The following is a 16,329-nucleotide window of genomic DNA, read 5'->3' as shown; positions in this document are numbered from 1 at the left end:
CGCGTTGCAGAGTCGCGCGCTCCACGCCGAGCGCTAGACGTCGAGCAAGCGCTCGCAAGCCGCCTCGGTGCGTCGACACGCCTCAGCGCACACCCTGCAGTGCCTGTGCGCCTCGGCGAACCGCTCACATTGTTCGGCGCACAAAGCACTGGCGGCACGACAGGCCGCGAGGAGCGCACGACGGAGGTTGGCGTCGTACCCCGGATGCCTGGCCAGTACTTTCGCCGTGGTGCCGGCGACATCGGAGCAGTCGAGTGATGCCCTGATGCACCCGGCGAGATCCGGTAGATCCGGCTCGGACAGGCAAGCTTCAGCGCACGCGGTCGCGATCTGGGCTGACTCCATACACGCCTCGATGCACTCCGTAAGCGCGATCCTGTCGACGTGCGGCAGCGGCCGGGGGTAGGCGAGAAGCATTGACTCTGCAAAACTCATGTCGCCTACCCCTTAGCTCGCGGTGCGACGGGCCGAATTCGCCGGACATCAGGGGTGTCGCACGTGGCCCCGTGACCACAAGAGTAGGTTCAGGATGCCGTGTGCGCCAGTCTCTTGAGGCACGAAGTACCCCAGGATGTCAGACCTGAACCGTCAGTTCGGTCAGGGGTACCGCTCGCGGACGCTCGCACGTGCTCTCGACCGTCACCGCCTGCCCCGTGTGCGCAGAGCTGAGCACCGACTCCATCACCTCGAGGGCGTGGAAGGCGAGGGTCGCGCTCGCCCGCGGCGCGGCATCCGTACCTGACATGGCCAGGTCCTGGAGGCCGATCCCCCGGCTCGCCTCGACATAACCGGCCGACACCGGCAGCGTCTCCCACTCCGTGGACCCCAGGGTGCGCAGTTTCACGTCGCCATCGAACCGGTTCGGGTCGGGGACGATGAGTGAACCTGTCTCGCCGTGGATCTCGATGTTGGCCGCTTGCGTTGCGACCGCGTCGAAGCTCATGACGAGCGTTGACAGGGCACCCGATTCGTGGACGAGAACGCCGGTGACATGGGTGTCGGTTGAGACGGGAATCGACTCTCCCTCCCGCGCTCCCGAACCGATCGTGCGCGACGCACGAGTGTGGCTTGCCGCGCCGATCACCGACGCGACCGGGCCGAGAAGGGTGATGAGCGCGGAGATGTAGTACGGACCCATGTCGAGCAGTGGACCGCCGCCCGGCAGGTAGTAGAAGTCGGGGTTGGGGTGCCACCGCTCGTGGCCGGGTGTCATCATCGTCGCAGTCGCGGAGACCGGTGTGCCGATGACTCCATCGTCGATGGCGCGGCGAGCGGTCTGCGTTCCGGTACCGAGCACGGTGTCCGGGGCGCACGCGACCGTCACGCCTGCCTCCTTCGCTGCCTCGAGGACGGCGGATGCCTGCTCGGTGTTGGCTGCCAGCGGCTTCTCCCCGTACACCTGCTTGCCAGCGGCGATTGCCTGAAGCGCGACCTGCGCGTGAGCAGCGGGGATTGTCAGGTTGAGCACCAGCTCGACCTCATCGTCGGCCATCAACTCGTCGACGCTGAGCGACCGAACGCCGGGGTGAGCGTCGGCGATGGCGTCCGCACGGGAGCGGTCGAGATCGGCCACGGCGACGAGTCGAACCGCATCGAGCTTGGGGAACGTCTCGAGGTACGCGGCGATGATGTTTCCCGCGCCGACGATACCGACCTTGAGTGGTTCTAGCGGCTTGCCCACAGCATGCCCCTTTCAATGATTGTCCTGACGTTATCGTTCTGGAGGACGTCAACCGAGTGGCCCGGCGTCGCGACGAAGATCCTGCCTGCACCCCACTGCCTGGTCCAGACCGCGGGCGAGGTGACCGGGCGGTTCCACGCGTCCCACTCGCGCGCGGCGAGGGTCGTCGTGGCGAGAACATCGATGTAGTCGTCGTTGAGCACCCAGTACTGCTCTGTGGTCAGGTCGAAGTCCGAAATGCCCTCGGTGATCGGGTGCGTGGCAGCGGCATCCGTCATTTCGATCCGGTAATCAATGAAGTTGTCCGATGCGTCGCCGATGCGCTCGTCGGGGTGCTTGCCGGGGTGGCACGCGAACTGGCCGCCGATAAGGTGCAGGTAGTCGGAGTTGTTGCGGTACGAGTCAGCGATTCCGCCGTGCCAGCCTGCCATTCCTGTGCCGGACTCGATCGCGGCCCTCAGGCCGGCGAATTCCTCTTTTTCGATGGTGTTCATCGTGTTGCACTGAACAATCAGGTCGACCGTTGCCATGTAGTCGGCATCGGCGTAGACCGCCGGGCTCTCGTCGACCCTCACGGTGAAACCGTTGGCTTCGAGGTGAGGGATGAAGAGGTTGGTCGCCTCGACGGGCTGATGACCGTCCCAACCTCCACGGACTACGAGAGCGGTGCGGGCATTCGTCATGTGTTACTTCCTTACTTGGTTGTTACTTGCTGAAGCCGGCGGTCAGCCCGGCGAGGAGCTGGCGACGGCCGATGATATACAGGACAAGAATAGGGAGCGTCGTCAGCACAACGCAGGCGAGCACCGCAGGAATGTTCACGCTGAATTCGCCCTGGAAGTTCCAGAGCGCGAGCGGCAGGACCCGCAGGTCCGGGCTCTGCGTGAGAACCAGCGGCAGCAGGAAGCCGTTCCACACACCGAGGCCGTTGTAGATGGCGACGGTGACGATGGCCGGCTTGGTGAGTGGGAGCGCCAGTCGCCACAGGGTCTGCCACTCGCTGCAGCCGTCGAGCCTCATCGATTCGAAGAGCTCTTTCGGGACATCGCGGATGAAGTTCGACAGGATCAGCACGCTGAGCGGGATGGCAAACGCGATCGACGGCAGGATGATGGCGAGCAGGCTGTCATAGAGGCTGAGCCGGATGATAATGAGGTAGACCGGGATGATCGTGGCCTGCAGCGGGATGGCGAGCCCCATCAGGAACAGCCCGTTGACGCCCTTGAGGAACTTCCCGTTACCCCGCACTATCGCAAATGCCGCCATGAACGACACGGCGAGTGTCGGAACGACAGCTCCGATGGTGATGATGGCGCTGTTCAGGAAGTAGCGGGCGAAGTCCGCTTCGAGCACCATGACGTAGTTCTCGAGGGTCGGCGACAGTGGCGGCAGCAGTGGGTTCTGACCGAAGTACCCTGCCTGGGTCTTGAGGCTCGTGATCACCACGTAGTAGATCGGGATGATGATGATCGCGAGCCAGATCCAGCCGGCGAGTCCGCCGGGGATATTCAGTTGGCGGAACCGGCGTCTTGAGCGAGCGGATGCCTGCGGTTGCGTGATGACGGAAGATTCTGCGTCCACGGTGCTGGTCATTTCATCACATCCCTTCGAGCTGTGACGCCGAGTTGTCCTTGCCACCGAGCCTTTGAAGGAACAGGGCGAGTGCCAGGCCCAGGACAACGAGGATGACCGCGATCACACTCGCCGGCCCCATGAGGTTGGCCCGGAACCCGAGCAGGTACATGTCGAGCGGCAGGATCCGGGTCGCATTTGCCGGGCCGCCGCCGGTGAGCACGAAGATCAGGTCGAAATACGTCAGCGCCCCGACAGTCATCAGGGTCGACGACGTGATGATCGTGTACTTCAACTGGGGAATGGTGATCAGGAAGAACTGCTTGACGCGCCCCGCTCCGTCGATCTCCGCGGCCTCGTAGATTGACCGCGGAATCTGTCGAACGCCGCCCTGGTAGATCAGGGTGTGAAACGGGATGAACTGCCAGGCGATGACGAAGATGACGACACCGAAGGCGAGTTGTGGGTTGCCGAGCCAGTCCTGGGAGAGGAACGGCAGTCCGAGCCCGGCGCCGAGCCCGAAGTTCGGATCGAGCAGTGCTTTGTAGGCGACAGCGATGGCCGCTGACGACAAGAGGAGCGGCAGGAAGTACAGCACGGCGAGAACCGTGCGGTACTTCTGGGTTCCGGCGGTGAAGACACCGAGCAACAGGCTCATGGGTGTCTGCACGAGCCACGAGAGCACCATGACCAGCAGGGTGAGCCCGAGCGAGTGCAGCATGTCCGGATCGACGAGCACCGACGCCCAGTTCGCGAAGCCGGCCGGCGTGATGGCGCCGATACCGTCCCAGTTCGTGAAGCTGAGGATCAGCACGCCGACAAGCGGAACGACGGCAAAGGCGACGAAGAAGACGAGAGCGGGGAGCGCGAGCCAGGCGATCCTGCCGGTACTGCCCCCGGCGACGGGCGCCGCGCGCTGGCGTTGCGCCCGTCGCGGGGTGATCGTTGCGGTCATTTCCCGAGAGTCTCGTTCATGTTCGTTGCGAACTGCTCCGGGGTGATCGAGAGCACGAACAGCTGGTCGATGTTGTTGAGCAATGCTTCAGCGGCGGTCGGGCTCAGCGCCTGGTCCCATGACTGCTGGAACGCGGGAGCGTTTGCGCCGAGTTCGTAGACGTGGCTCAGGAAGTCGCTCTCTTCGGTCTCCTTGATCTTGTCCTGGATGCCGTTCACCACGGGAACCGCACCGGTCTCGATGAAGGCGGCAACTTCGTCGTCGTTGGAGAGTGATTCGGCAAAATATTTCTTCGCCGTCTCCTTCTCCTCATCGGATGCTTTCGACGAGATGGAGAGGAAGTTGCAGGGGTTCCCGACGGCGTTCTTCGGGTCACCGAGTCCGCCATCAACGGTCGGGAAGGGCACCCAGCCGAGCTTGCCGTCCTGGACGAAGCTGCCGCCGTCGTTCTTCATCCCGCCGTACGTCCACGAACCGTGCAGCATCATGGCCGCCTTGCCGGTGTACAGGAGCGCCTGGTCAGCATTGCTGTCTGCTGTGATCGAGTTGAAGCCCTTGATGAATCCATCGGCCTTCACGAGCTCCTGGATTTTGGTGAGCGCTTCGATGGCGGCCGGGTGCGACCAGGCATCCGTTTTGCCATTGAAGATGTCGGTGAAGACCTGGGGGCCGCCCACCCGATCGAACATGTACTGCAGCCACATCATCGACGTCCAGCGAGACTGGCCGCCGAGCGAGAATGGGGCGATGCCGCGCTCGTTGAACGTGGTGACGAGGCTCATCACATCCGACCAGGTCTGGGGAGGTTCGGCTCCGGCCTGCTCGAAGAGGTCCTTGTTGTAGAAGAAGACGATGGGCTGGACCGTCTGGATGGGAATGGCGTAAATTCTGCCGTCGATCGTGCCTGCGCCGAACGCTCCGGCAAACAGGCGCTCCTTGACGTCGGGGTTCTCCTCGAACCAGCTGGTCAGGTCGTCCACCTGGCCGCCGTCAACGTAGGACTTCAGCGTTCCACCACCCCAGCCGTAGATCATCGTCGGCGCCTGCCCGGCGCCGATGGCCGTTTTGATCTTGGTTTTGTACGCGTCGTTCTGAAAGAAGGTGAGTCCGAGCGGCGTTTTGGGATTCGCCTTGTTGAAGGCGTCCACTGAGTTCTTGCGGATCGTTTCGTTGGGATCGCCCGAGAGCGCCCAGAGCGACGCACCTCCCGCGGAGCCGCCGCCGGGTCCGGTGGTACCGCACGAGGTGAGACCCCATGTCAGCAGCGGGGCCGCGATCGCGAGCGAGATGAAGGTGCGACGTGACGGTGTGGCCTTGGTTTCCATTTCTATCTCCATTGATAAATGGGGCAGTACCTGTCGGCGATGCCACGTTCTTTCGATATGTTTCGAAAAAATCTCGTGGCGATGCCTCAAATGTAGCTAGCCACAACAAATAATGTCAAGTATTCAGAGCCTTCTGTTGCCCGGCAGGCGCGGTGTGGTGCAGACTAAACGCACCGAAACATTTCGGTGCCCTGACCGCAAGGTGACAGACATGACTTCACGATCCACCCCGGTTCTCGCGACAGTCGCAGAGCTCGCCGGAGTATCGGCGCCGACGGTCTCCAAGGTAATCAATGGCAGGGACGACGTCGCCGAGGGAACCCGGGTGCGGGTTCAGGCCGCTCTCGACCAACTCGGGTACCGCTCGCCCTCGCAGCGTCGCATCCGTTCGACTGGACCGGCAATGGTCGACCTGGTGATCGGTGTGCACGATGGCGCCTATTCCATGGAAGTGCTTCGCGGCATCCTCGATTACGCCGTGACTGTCGACGTGGACGTCGTCGTGAGCAGCCACACCCCGAACAAGCTGTCGCGGGTCGACCACGAGGAGTGGGCGCAACGGATGAAAGAGTCGGGCCGCACCGGCATCATCTTTGTCACCTCGCAGGTGTCCAGCGATCAGGTCCACGCCTTCAGCCAGCGGGGCATCGCCGTTGTGGTCATCGATCCACTCAACCCTCCCCCGCCGGGTGGGTATGCGAGCGTCGGCGCCACGAACTGGGCAGGGGGCAAAGCCGCGACCGAGCACTTGCTCTCACTGGGCCACGAACGGGTGGCGTTCCTCGGTGGGCCGGCGGCTGCCGAGTGCAGCATCGCCCGGCTGCACGGTTATCTGGCTGCTCTGATGAGCCGCGGGATTGCCTCGCGCGCCGATTACGTCTTCGACGGCGGGTTCAACCGGGAGACGGGAGTTGCGGCAACCCGCGCTGTCCTCGATCTCGCTGAGCCACCAACGGCGATCTTCGCCGCGAGTGACACGATTGCCCTCGGCGTGCTCGAGGTGGCACGGGAACGGGGCGTGCGGGTACCGGAGGACCTCAGCCTCGTCGGCTTCGACAGCACCCCGCTCGCGGAGCAAACGCTCCCCCGGCTGACGTCGGTGGCCCAGCCGCTGCAGGAAATGGGTCGTGCCGCGCTTCGCGGTGTTCTGCGGCTGGCGCGCGGCGAGCGACTTGACTCAGAGCACATGGAACTGGCCACCGAGCTCGTCGTTCGGGATTCGACGGCCCGCCTGGTGAGTACGCCGTAGGTCGGCTTACGTGAAGCGCAACTCATCCATCAGGTGAAAAACCCGGTCCAGTCCGTTGAGCCGACCCGTCACATCAAACGCTCGACAGTTGCGCCTACGCACACCCCCAGGCAGCTGAAATAGACAACGCCGCTGAAGACAGCATGGAAGGTGACTCGTGGAGGCATTTTTCCGGCGAACGTGTCGGCAACGGCACCCACGTACCCCTTCCAAAACGTCGACGGCCCTCGAAGTTTCCGCGATCGGGAGAGGAGAATCGCGTCGCCAAAGCCGTTTCCCACCGTGATGACAGCAAATGCCAGCCATGCCGCCAACACACCGCCGTCCGCTAGGAAGACACCCCACAGAGCGAGCCCGATAAGTCCGGCTCCCACATGGGGAATGACGGTCGGCGCGGCACGGCGCTTCCCCCTCAGCCAACTCACGAAGAGGGCGCCCCCTACCGCCGCCTGGATCAACCACGCGGCGAGGACGAAATACTCCATCGCCATGGCGCCATGATAGACGGCCCGTCGCGGATCGTCACTATATAAGTAGTGTAAATTCTTGACCGTGATGAACACGAAAGAACGAGCGCTTCGCGCCGCAGTCGAGGAAGTGGGCGACTACGGCATCCGGGCCCTCACCCATGCCCGCGTTGACGCGCGCGCCGGGCTCGCTAAAGGATCGACGTCGAATTGGTTCCGGACCCGAGCCGCCCTCCTCGCGGGACTCATTGACCATATCGCCGACGCGGAGCGATCGGATGCGCCGCCCCTGCCGACTATGGACATGGCGACCGAGGAAGACCTCGTCGAACTTGTCTGCTCGCTCATTGAAATCGAGTCGGGCCCTCGGGCAGCTCGCACACGCGTGCGCCTCGCCCTCTCGCTTGAAGCCGTCCACGACCCCGATCTTCTCGCTCCCCTGCTGCGCCAACGCGCCGTCATGATCGAGTGGGCCGCAGCACTTCTCTCGCACTTCGGTGCTGAAGATTCCGAGGAAGCGGCCCGCACCCTTCTGGCGTGCGCCAATGGGCTCCTTTTCCACCGCCTGACCGTCGATCCCGCCGGCGAAATTCGACCCGTCGTCGCGCGCTGCGTTCATGGTTGCCTCCGCTAAGTCGCGTGCGCGCCGGGCAAGAACTGTCCATAAAACGGCCTGCCTGGCCCACACTCAGGCCGAGGCAAAAAAGTCCACAATAACGTCTCGCGTCGCGTCTGGCGCTTCGTCGATGACATAGTGGCCAGCGCCCTCGATGAGAACGAGCCGCGCGTCGACGCCGACGGCGCTCGGGTCACTGAACACTTTGCGGCTGACATTCGGAGGAAACCCGATGTCATTGGTGCCGAAGACAAACAGAGACGGCATAGCGAATCGCTCGTGCCTGTACGCCCCCAGGACGATTCGCCCGAGTTCGGGGAGGACCATTCGGCGGCACAAGAGCGCCGCGGCCTGCGCGAGCTCGGGATCCCGCAGCAACGCGACGTAAAACGCCACAACCTCGGGGTCCAACGGTTGCGCAAGAAAATGGGAATAGAGCTGGTTCGGCAGGCGTCCCGCCCGCAGGAGTGCGGGGCCGAGACCAGGGATCGCCAGGACTTCCTGGTGCCAGAGGTGCCGCATGCCTGGCATCAGGTCAAACGAGAACCGCATCTGAGGCGGCGGCACCGCCAGCATTACCTGGGCAGAGATCCTGTCAGGGAAATCCAGCGCGAGCTGGAACGCACTGATTGCGCCCATGTCGTGGCTCACAAGTCGCACCCGCTCGATCCCGAGCGTGTCGAGTAACGCCATGACGTCCTCGGCGCGGCGCGTCCGGGTGACCGACTGAGCTGGCAGGTCGCTCCACCCTTCTCCCCGCAGATCCGGCGCGATAGCTCGATATCCGACTGCGGCAAGCGCCGGCATCAAACCGCGCCATTCCCACCATGTCTGTGCGAACCCCGAAAGCAGCACGACGACGTCTCCCGACCCCGCCGACGCGACGTGCATGTGACCGTCCGGTAGCGGGACGAACGTGTGATCAACCCCAGTGACGACCGGCATCGCTGGCTTGGCTGCTGTTGCGATTGACACGTCGCACCTCCATTAGCACTACGTTGATAGTGCGCCAAGCCTACAACTTAAAGCACTACATTGATAGTGCGCGCAGCCACGCGATCACCACTGGCTATTGACGGAGGCGCACGCCGGAACTCTTCAGCTCAAGATGGGCGAGTGCGCGCACGACGCCCTCGTCACCGCGCCTCCACGCGCCCATTGCGTCCGGATGAATTTTCGCGAGGCTCGACATTTCGTGGGTCGCGAGGGCACGCAGGGCGAGAAGGTCGATTCCGGCGCCGGAGTTCAACACAGCCTTAGCCTGCCTGGCCTTCCATACAAATCGGGCCCGAGGAATCAGCCACAGCACGACGATCACGATGATCGGCAGAGCGGCGACACCGATGCCGAGGCCCGTGGCAAGCTGGCTGACTGCAATCTGCTGGCTCTGCCCCGCCGCCTCGAGAGCTCCACCGGCTCCGCTCGCGCCGTCGAAGGGCACTCGTATCTCACGGCCGATCAGCGGAACTCCTCCCAGAGTGTCGCCGGCTTCGGTCATGGCTTCTTCGAAGCCCGCGCCGGCGTCCTCCATCTGCTCCCCGAAGGAAGCGAGGTTCGCGACGACCGCATACACAGTGATTCCGAGCCAGACCGAGACGCCTATCAGGAAGAGGGCGAGCACATCGCCAATAATTTGGCGTGCCTTGCGGGCACCGAAGTCGGAATACAGAGTCATAACCTCATGATGGCAGCGGCACCACCTCCGGGCTGACTCGGGGGGCCGCTCGAAGAAGCTAATACGCCGAAGTAGTGCGAACTTCGAATTCGTAGCCGTCCGGATCGCGGAGAACCGTCTCACCCGCCTGGTCAACGCGGCGGCCCGATGCGCCGAGGTCCAGCAGCCTCCGCACCTCGTGATCGAGCTCATTACCGGGGACCGTGAGCACGAAATACTGGCGAGCTCGCGCGGCATCCGGCATCACGCTTTCACCGTTCCACGCGATCTTTGTTCCACCGGCAGGCGACTGGATGGCAGTCTCTCCGCCTTCATCCCACACGAGAGGCCAGGCAAGAACGTTGCTCCAAAACAGTCCAACCGTTCGCGTGCCCTCGCACGTCACTTCCGCCAACGGACCACACCCGGCCAGGTAACCGTTATGGTCCTCGATAACACAGAACTCGTCTCCAGCAACATCGGCCATACCCGCGTAGCTGTTCTCCGGTATACGTCCGCTGCCGAGAAGCCGCGCCCCGAGTTCCAGGCACATCGCGATTGTTCCGCTCTGGTCGAGGGGCCCATCGGCCAGATGAAGGTGAAGACGGTTGCTTCTGTTTTCCTCATGAGCAGGGCCGGAGGCGAACCGGATACCAACCTGCCCGGCCTCTCCCCTGAGAAGGCTCTCTCCGCCGTCGCTCTCAACGGGACGGTTCAGAACAGCTCCCCAGAAGTTTGCATCCCGCTGGGGATTTTCAGACTGGAACGCAACCGACTGCAACGTAATAGACACACCAGAAGTCAACACCTGTTCCCCGTCAGAAAACACCTCTCCCCTGCGGTACCCCGCATGGTTGGGTCCGGCACTTACCAGCCGCTCCGCGTCGGTGTGTGGCCTTCTCGTGACTTGAGAGGCATCGGCATCTCCGCACGGAACCCGAGGAGCCGAATGGGGCGATCCGCCTCGATCCTGCCCACGAGCTCCATCGCGCGGGCCAGGACCACCTCACGATCCGTGGTCTCCGGGATCTTCTTCGTGAAGATCCGCGTCGTAAACGGCGCGTAACGCACCTTCAGGGTGACGCCGACCACCGGCCGGCCCTCGTCTTCGACGTCCTGCAGCACGCGGTCGACCAGTTCTCGCACCCCCGCTTCTACATCAGCGCGAGACACGAGGTCCTGCTGGTAGGTCGTCTCACGACTGTGCCCACGCGCCACCCAGGGCGTGTCATCGACCTCCCTGGCACCCTCGCCGCGACCGAGCTGCCGGTACCAGGGGCCCATCTTCGGGCCGAACTCCGTGATGAGGTCCGCGGGTTCGGAGGCGGCCAGCTCTGCAACGGTGGTGATACCCAGCCCGGTGAGGCGACGGGAGACCTTCGAGCCGACACCCCAGAGGTCGATGGTCGGGCGTGCACCCATGACCTCCAGCCAGTTGTCGGCCGTCAGCCGGAAGACGCCGCGCGGTTTGCCGAAGCCGGTGGCAACCTTCGCCCGAACGAGTGTGTCGCCGATACCAACACTGCAGTGCAGCTGCGTCCGGTCGAGAACGGCCCGCTGGATCGTTCTGGCGTAGGACTCGGGATCATCAGTGACGATCCCGACGAAGGCCTCGTCCCAGCCGAGCACCTGCACCGTTGCACCCGATTGCTCCTTGAGGGTCGCCATGACCTCGTGCGATGCGGCGGTGTACGTTTCCGCGTCGACGGGCAGGATGACGGCATCCGGAATCTTCCTGGCAGCGATTCGGAGCGGCATCCCCGAACCGACACCGAACTCGCGTGCCTCGTAGGACGCGGTCGAGACGACGGCGCGCTCGGTGGGATCCCCGCGTCCGCCGACGATCACCGGCTTACCGGCCAGCTCCGGACGACGAAGCACTTCAACGGCCGCGATGAACTGGTCGAGGTCGACGTGTAACACCCACGGAGTGTCTGCTGCACTCATCCGACCACCCTTTGCTTGAGTCGGTTCAGCGCGCGCCTGGCTCGCCGCCGATGCTCAACCAGGCGTCGGGCTCGTCAGACTGTGGAGTGGCCGCCAGTTCGGCATCGGGTGCCCCAGCGTTCTTCATCGATCGCAATTGCTGCTCCACTTCCGCGTCGAGCGCGAGCGACGCCAGGGCGCGTTCGAGATCAGCGTCGGGCGCCGCGGTGAGGTCACCGAGCGCGCCACTCGACAACAGTTCGTCCGTTGCCGCTGCCCGCGCCCGCATCTGCGCGACACGGTCGCGTGCCCGATCCAGGCTCTCGCCCACGTCGCTCATTTGCGAACCGACGCCGCCCAACGTCTCGTTCACCCTGACCTGGGCCTCGGAGGCGGTGTAGGTGGCCTTGATCGTTTCCTTCTCGATCCGGAAAGCGGCGACGCGCTCCGCGAGCCGGCGCTCCTTGTCCTGCAAGCCCGCCGTCTGTCGTTGCAGCGCGGTGAACTGCGTGCGGATCGACGCGACCTGGCCCTCGAGGAACACCCGCCGTTCCAACGCAATGCGGGCGAGGTCTTCCCGGCCGTGAGCCATCGCTTCCTGCGCCTGACGGGTCAACCGCCTGTGGCGCGTGCCCATCTCCTGTCCCTGGAGTTCGATGCGCTTCTTCGCGGTCGCTACCTCGGCCAGGCCCTGCCGCACCTGTTGCAGCATCCTGACCAGCTGGTCGTAGCTGTCATCGAGCACATCGCGCGGGTCCTCCAGCTTGTCGAGTCCCTTGGACGCCTTGCTCCGAAGAATGTTGCGTATCCGCGATGTGTTGCTCATGGCTGGTTCCCTCGCTCACCCTTGGGGGTACGGATTGTTTGCTGGTGTTGAAGAGTGTCGTAGAGCCTGCCCTGCACATTGAGTTCGTGCAGTTCGTCGAGTCCGGCACGCACGGCCGTGACCTCGCGGTCGACATCGGAGCGCAGTGCCGTCAGGCTGTCGTCGGAGATGCCGCCAAGACCCGATCCGACAGCGGAGCGGAGCCGGCGAACGAGGCCGGTCACCTCGTCGACCCGTGCATGCGCGGTTTCCAGCGCTTCGGCGAGCACGACGCCGTCATTCTCACTTTCGAGGAGGCGTAACTGCGACTCCAGGCCGGCACCCTCAAGTTCGAGGCGACGGAAGAGGCGAGGGAGTTCACCGCGTGGGCCGTCACTGCGGGTGGCCAGATCCATCGCTGCCCGTCCGCTGTCCAGAGTCTCTTTCAGCTGCACCCGGAGTTTCAGGACTTCGCGCTGTCTGCCCCGGCTGAGCCGCGACCGTACCCGCAGTGCGGCACCGTTGAGAGCGAGGTTCCGTTTGACCCTGCGGTAGAACGCCCGAACCGCGACGACCACTGCGACGTTGGCGGCGACGATGGCGGATGCCAGGCTGACCAGGATCCAACCGAGCTCACTCACGACGGCATCCCGACGCTCACGGACACGCCACAGCAGCGCCCTCCACGGAGGACCCCGTGCGGAGTCATCGACCTGTCCAGATTCGCGTGTTGACCTTCACCGGATCGCCTTCACCAAGCAGCGTCGTGATGCCCGATCACACCACGTATCACCGGCAAGGCTACCCTCCTCCGCCCGCCGCTTCCAGAGCGACCGGCGAGTAGCGCTGGTCGTGAGGGTCCGGCGGCCCGGCGGAAAAACGCTAGGCGGGGTTTTCGCTGTGATCCTCGACATCGGGTGTCGCCCGGAGCACGTCAGCAATCTCTTCCTCGGGCCGCGGCGCGATCGTCTCATCGGCCTCGAGTTCCGGAATTGTTGACTCGTCCGGCGCGGGAACGTGCTGGTGAGGGGTGTTGTCACTGGTGTCGGTCACGGCGAATCCTTCGGTCGGCATGGCTCACAGTGTACGACAGAGCGGTCATCGTCCCCGGCCGGGCTGACGCTAGCCTCGTCCTCTTCCAGCATGGCCATTCACCACCTTTCGGCACCATAAAGTGGAAGCATGCCGCACATTCCACGGAGGGGCCTGCTTTCGAAGCCCGAACTGGCGCTTGTTCTGATCACCGTGGTCTGGGGAGCGACGTTCCTGATCGTGCACATCGCCGTCCGGTACAGCGGGCCGTGGTTCTTTGTCGGGATGCGGTTCCTCGCCGCTGGCATCATCAGCGCCGTCATCTTCGCGAAGGCCCTCTCCGGTTTGACCTGGAAGGAGATCGGAGCGGGGTCCGCGATCGGCGTCATGATCTACCTCGGCTACGGCCTACAAACTGTCGGGCTGCAAACCGTCAGCAGCAGTACCTCCGCCTTCATCACGGCCCTCTATGTGCCGCTCGTTCCGATCCTGCAGTGGGTGGTGTTCCGGAAGGCACCTCAGCTGCTCACGTGGATCGGCGTGGCACTCGCGTTCATCGGCCTGATCCTGCTGGCTGATCCTGGAAGCGTCGGATTCACGTTCGGAGCCGGTGAGATCGTGACGCTGGTCAGTACCTTGCCGATTGCGTTGGAGATCATCCTGATCAGCGTGTTCGCAGGCAAGGTACACCTTGGCCGGGTCACCGTTGTCCAGTTACTCGTCGCCGGGCTTCTGGCGCTCGCCACGATGCCGGTGGTCGGTGAACAGGTGCCGGAGTTCTCCTGGGTCTGGCTCGGTGCTGCAGTGGCGCTGGGGGCCGCGAGTTGCATCATCCAGCTCACTATGAACTGGGCACAGCGGTCGGTGTCGCCAACCCGCGCGACGATTATTTACGCGGCCGAGCCGGTGTGGGCAGGAATCATCGGCCGGGTGGCGGGCGACCGGCTTCCCGCCATCGCGATTCTCGGCGCTGTCTTTATCGTCGCCGGTGCTGTGGTGAGCGAACTCAACCCGCGCAAACGGGCCGCCGTCGGCAGCACCGAAACCACTGTCGCTCCCGAGGACGAGCCGGAGCCGTCGCTCGAGGACCGGCAGGGCTGAAGGCAGCACATCCGACCATGGGCGAGCCCCGAAGTCAGGTCCGCCAGATGAGTTCGTCCCGGCGGTTGAGAACTTCCTGGTGCAACGCCAGGCGAACCGCCTGCACATCGACCCGGTTCCCGGCCTCGGGGCGCGTTATAACTGACACGGGCACTCTCGCTGGTTGCAGCGGAGCGGCAACTCGCTGAAGTTCGGGAACGGTCTCGGCCATGAACTTAGGAATCAACCCGACCCCGCCGCCCTGCCGGGTCGCCTCAAGCAAGGCGAAGATATTCGTCGACGCAAAGCCAACAGTCGCGCCCCGAACGTAGGCACTGAGTTGGTGCTCTCTCACGTGCTCAAGCGAATCGACCAGATAAATGAGCGCGTGATGCCGCAGCTCTTCGGCCGACTCCGGGTCACCATTTTCCGCCAGGTACGCTTCGCTCGCGTAGAAGGCCGAATCATATTCACAGAGTCTTTCCACAAACAGGCGACTCTTGGGTGGTTCGCCGATCGTGAGGGCGATGTCGAAGTTCGTCTGGCGCACATTCAGGCGCTGGGCTCCCGTCAGCAGCTCGATGTTGAGACTCGGATGCTGGACGCGAAGCCGTGTCAGAGCCGGAGTGACGAACCGAGTTCCGAACCCATCGGCTGCCGTGACCCGGATCGTGCCCGTGATGGAGTCCGCCGCCGCTCGGGCAACGGATTGTGCTGCTCGTTCAACCGCGTCTTCGATCGTGCGCGCGTGCTCCGCAACCATGCGACCCTCGCCGGTCAATACCCAGCCGTCATTGCCTCGCCCGATAAGCCGGGTTCCCAGGGTCGCCTCGAGCGCCTGAAGACGCCGTGAAACCGTGCTGTGGTCGACACCGAGACACCGTGCCGCGGCAACCGGCCCGCCGGTGTCCGCCACCGCGGCGAGGTAACGCAGGTCGTCGGCGCGAACGTTCCGGATATCGACTCTGTGCCCCACGATGAACTCCCGTCAGTCGGTGCAGATTTGCACACTGGCTGTGCAGATTCACTTCTTTATCTGCGGGAGACCATACTCCTAAAGTGAGTGTTTCTCAGGCGATCTGCCGAGACTGTCAACACGATTTGGAGCTACCGCCATGAACAAACCCACCATCGTCCTGGTTCACGGAGCGTTCGCCGATGCAGCGAGCTGGGCACCCGTTACCCGGGCGCTTCTCGACCAGGGTTACCCGGTCATTGTCCCTCCGAACCACCTCCGCACGCTCTCGAGTGATGCGGCGAGCGTTCGCCGTGTCGTTGAGGCCGTCGACGGCCCTGTTGTGCTTGCCGGTCACTCCTACGGTGGCGCCGTCATCACCGTTGCGGGCGCGGCCGAGAACGTTGTCGGCCTGGTCTACGTCGCCGCATACGCTCCGGACGAGGGCGAAAGCCCCGCCGACCTGGATGCCCGTTACCCCGCTACTGCGCTCCGCGACCACATCGTGACCCTGCCGAACCCAACACCAGGACGCGAAGAAGGGATCGAACTGTCCGTGGCACCAGGCGCATTCCTGCCGGTGTTTGCTGCCGGTCTCGACCCGCGCACAGCGGAAGTACTCGCGGTATCCCAACGTTCCTTCGCGGATGCCGCTTACACCGAAGCTGCGTCAACGGCGGCATGGAAGACCACGCCGAGCTGGGGTCTCGTCGCCGCCGCTGACGAAACCGTACAGCCCGACGTCCAGCGGTTTGGCTACGAGCGAGCGGGTTTCAAGCAGATCATCGAGGTCGATTCCCCGCACCTCATGATGCTGACCCACCCGACGGATGTCGTCAACGTGATCGAGGCGGCGGTGGGAGCTGTGAGCGTCCCTGCGTGAGGCTCCGGCCTGGCGGTTCAGCGCCACCGTCGTGTCAACGAGCTGAAGACGGTGGATTCGCCGCGATAGATCACGATCGAGGCGAACGCCGAAGCAGACGGTCAACCAAGACGGCGACGGAAACGAGTG

19 protein-coding genes are annotated in these 16,329 nt (G+C 64.0%); 4 read left to right on the top strand and 15 right to left on the bottom strand.

Translation table 11 applies throughout. The features are described 5' to 3' along the window. Nucleotides 1–33: 33 nt before the first annotated feature. The 6 genes from AC1C2M_RS04010 to AC1C2M_RS03985 form a co-directional block, all read right to left on the bottom strand. Nucleotides 34–435, bottom strand: coding sequence for a four-helix bundle copper-binding protein (locus tag AC1C2M_RS04010; protein ID WP_483404259.1), 402 nt, complete (start codon nucleotides 433–435; stop codon nucleotides 34–36). A gap of 139 nt (nucleotides 436–574) precedes the next feature. Continuing rightward, complete coding sequence (locus tag AC1C2M_RS04005; RefSeq protein WP_495435346.1) at nucleotides 575–1,681, bottom strand: Gfo/Idh/MocA family protein; 1,107 nt, start codon at nucleotides 1,679–1,681, stop codon at nucleotides 575–577. Next, nucleotides 1,666–2,364, bottom strand: coding sequence for a ThuA domain-containing protein (locus tag AC1C2M_RS04000; RefSeq protein ID WP_483404261.1), 699 nt, complete (start codon nucleotides 2,362–2,364; stop codon nucleotides 1,666–1,668). Before AC1C2M_RS04000 ends, AC1C2M_RS04005 begins: the two co-directional genes overlap by 16 nt. Before the next feature lie 22 nt (nucleotides 2,365–2,386). Next, the gene (locus AC1C2M_RS03995; RefSeq protein WP_495435345.1) at nucleotides 2,387–3,274 is read right to left on the bottom strand and encodes a carbohydrate ABC transporter permease; all 888 of its coding nucleotides are present in this window, start codon (nucleotides 3,272–3,274) and stop codon (nucleotides 2,387–2,389) included. A gap of 4 nt (nucleotides 3,275–3,278) precedes the next feature. Then, entirely contained in the window at nucleotides 3,279–4,208 is a 930-nt protein-coding gene (locus AC1C2M_RS03990; RefSeq protein ID WP_495435344.1) for a carbohydrate ABC transporter permease, read from the bottom strand. Continuing rightward, complete coding sequence (locus AC1C2M_RS03985; protein WP_495435343.1) at nucleotides 4,205–5,533, bottom strand: extracellular solute-binding protein; 1,329 nt, start codon at nucleotides 5,531–5,533, stop codon at nucleotides 4,205–4,207. The genes AC1C2M_RS03990 and AC1C2M_RS03985 overlap by 4 nt, the downstream gene beginning before the upstream one ends. Before the next feature lie 211 nt (nucleotides 5,534–5,744). On the opposite strand from AC1C2M_RS03985, the gene AC1C2M_RS03980 reads away from it, so the two are divergent. Continuing rightward, a complete protein-coding gene (locus AC1C2M_RS03980) occupies nucleotides 5,745–6,782 on the top strand; it encodes a LacI family DNA-binding transcriptional regulator (RefSeq protein WP_495435342.1) in 1,038 nt (345 codons plus the stop codon). A 68-nt stretch (nucleotides 6,783–6,850) separates the two neighbouring features. On the opposite strand, the gene AC1C2M_RS03975 is transcribed toward AC1C2M_RS03980, so the two are convergent. After that, the gene (locus tag AC1C2M_RS03975; RefSeq protein ID WP_495435341.1) at nucleotides 6,851–7,273 is read right to left on the bottom strand and encodes a hypothetical protein; all 423 of its coding nucleotides are present in this window, start codon (nucleotides 7,271–7,273) and stop codon (nucleotides 6,851–6,853) included. A gap of 64 nt (nucleotides 7,274–7,337) precedes the next feature. On the opposite strand from AC1C2M_RS03975, the gene AC1C2M_RS03970 reads away from it, so the two are divergent. Continuing rightward, complete coding sequence (locus AC1C2M_RS03970; protein ID WP_495435690.1) at nucleotides 7,338–7,883, top strand: TetR/AcrR family transcriptional regulator; 546 nt, start codon at nucleotides 7,338–7,340, stop codon at nucleotides 7,881–7,883. A 54-nt stretch (nucleotides 7,884–7,937) separates the two neighbouring features. On the opposite strand, the gene AC1C2M_RS03965 is transcribed toward AC1C2M_RS03970, so the two are convergent. The 7 genes from AC1C2M_RS03965 to AC1C2M_RS03935 form a co-directional block, all read right to left on the bottom strand. Further along, nucleotides 7,938–8,840 (bottom strand): alpha/beta fold hydrolase, encoded by a 903-nt coding sequence (locus tag AC1C2M_RS03965; RefSeq protein WP_495435340.1) that lies wholly within the window; start codon nucleotides 8,838–8,840, stop codon nucleotides 7,938–7,940. 94 nt (nucleotides 8,841–8,934) lie between these two features. After that, entirely contained in the window at nucleotides 8,935–9,540 is a 606-nt protein-coding gene (locus tag AC1C2M_RS03960) for a hypothetical protein (RefSeq protein ID WP_495435339.1), read from the bottom strand. A gap of 58 nt (nucleotides 9,541–9,598) precedes the next feature. Continuing rightward, a complete protein-coding gene (locus AC1C2M_RS03955; protein ID WP_495435338.1) occupies nucleotides 9,599–10,312 on the bottom strand; it encodes a VOC family protein in 714 nt (237 codons plus the stop codon). A 74-nt stretch (nucleotides 10,313–10,386) separates the two neighbouring features. Then, nucleotides 10,387–11,466, bottom strand: coding sequence for a DNA polymerase IV (locus tag AC1C2M_RS03950; RefSeq protein WP_495435337.1), 1,080 nt, complete (start codon nucleotides 11,464–11,466; stop codon nucleotides 10,387–10,389). A 25-nt stretch (nucleotides 11,467–11,491) separates the two neighbouring features. Continuing rightward, on the bottom strand, nucleotides 11,492–12,271 hold the full coding sequence (locus tag AC1C2M_RS03945) for a PspA/IM30 family protein (protein ID WP_495435336.1): 780 nt from the start codon (nucleotides 12,269–12,271) through the stop codon (nucleotides 11,492–11,494). Then, nucleotides 12,268–12,891, bottom strand: a complete 624-nt coding sequence (locus tag AC1C2M_RS03940) for a hypothetical protein (RefSeq protein WP_495435335.1) — start codon at nucleotides 12,889–12,891, stop codon at nucleotides 12,268–12,270. Before AC1C2M_RS03940 ends, AC1C2M_RS03945 begins: the two co-directional genes overlap by 4 nt. 241 nt (nucleotides 12,892–13,132) lie before the next feature. Beyond that, the gene (locus AC1C2M_RS03935) at nucleotides 13,133–13,324 is read right to left on the bottom strand and encodes a hypothetical protein (RefSeq protein ID WP_483404270.1); all 192 of its coding nucleotides are present in this window, start codon (nucleotides 13,322–13,324) and stop codon (nucleotides 13,133–13,135) included. Nucleotides 13,325–13,432: 108 nt separating this feature from the next. Here AC1C2M_RS03935 and AC1C2M_RS03930 point away from each other — a divergent pair, with 108 nt between their 5' ends. Beyond that, nucleotides 13,433–14,383: a DMT family transporter gene (locus tag AC1C2M_RS03930; RefSeq protein WP_495435334.1), complete on the top strand. Its 951-nt coding sequence runs from the start codon at nucleotides 13,433–13,435 to the stop codon at nucleotides 14,381–14,383. Nucleotides 14,384–14,417: 34 nt separating this feature from the next. Here the strand turns inward: AC1C2M_RS03930 and AC1C2M_RS03925 are convergent, their stop codons facing one another. Beyond that, entirely contained in the window at nucleotides 14,418–15,338 is a 921-nt protein-coding gene (locus AC1C2M_RS03925) for a LysR family transcriptional regulator (RefSeq protein ID WP_495435333.1), read from the bottom strand. Nucleotides 15,339–15,477: 139 nt separating this feature from the next. On the opposite strand from AC1C2M_RS03925, the gene AC1C2M_RS03920 reads away from it, so the two are divergent. Further along, nucleotides 15,478–16,200, top strand: a complete 723-nt coding sequence (locus tag AC1C2M_RS03920) for an alpha/beta fold hydrolase (RefSeq protein ID WP_495435332.1) — start codon at nucleotides 15,478–15,480, stop codon at nucleotides 16,198–16,200. The last annotated feature ends 129 nt before the right edge of the window (nucleotides 16,201–16,329 follow it).

It is taken from the genome of Mycetocola sp. Y444, assembly GCF_059445295.1.
The sequence above is the reverse complement of the archived record's forward strand: the minus strand, read 5'-3'. Positions and strand labels throughout refer to the sequence as shown.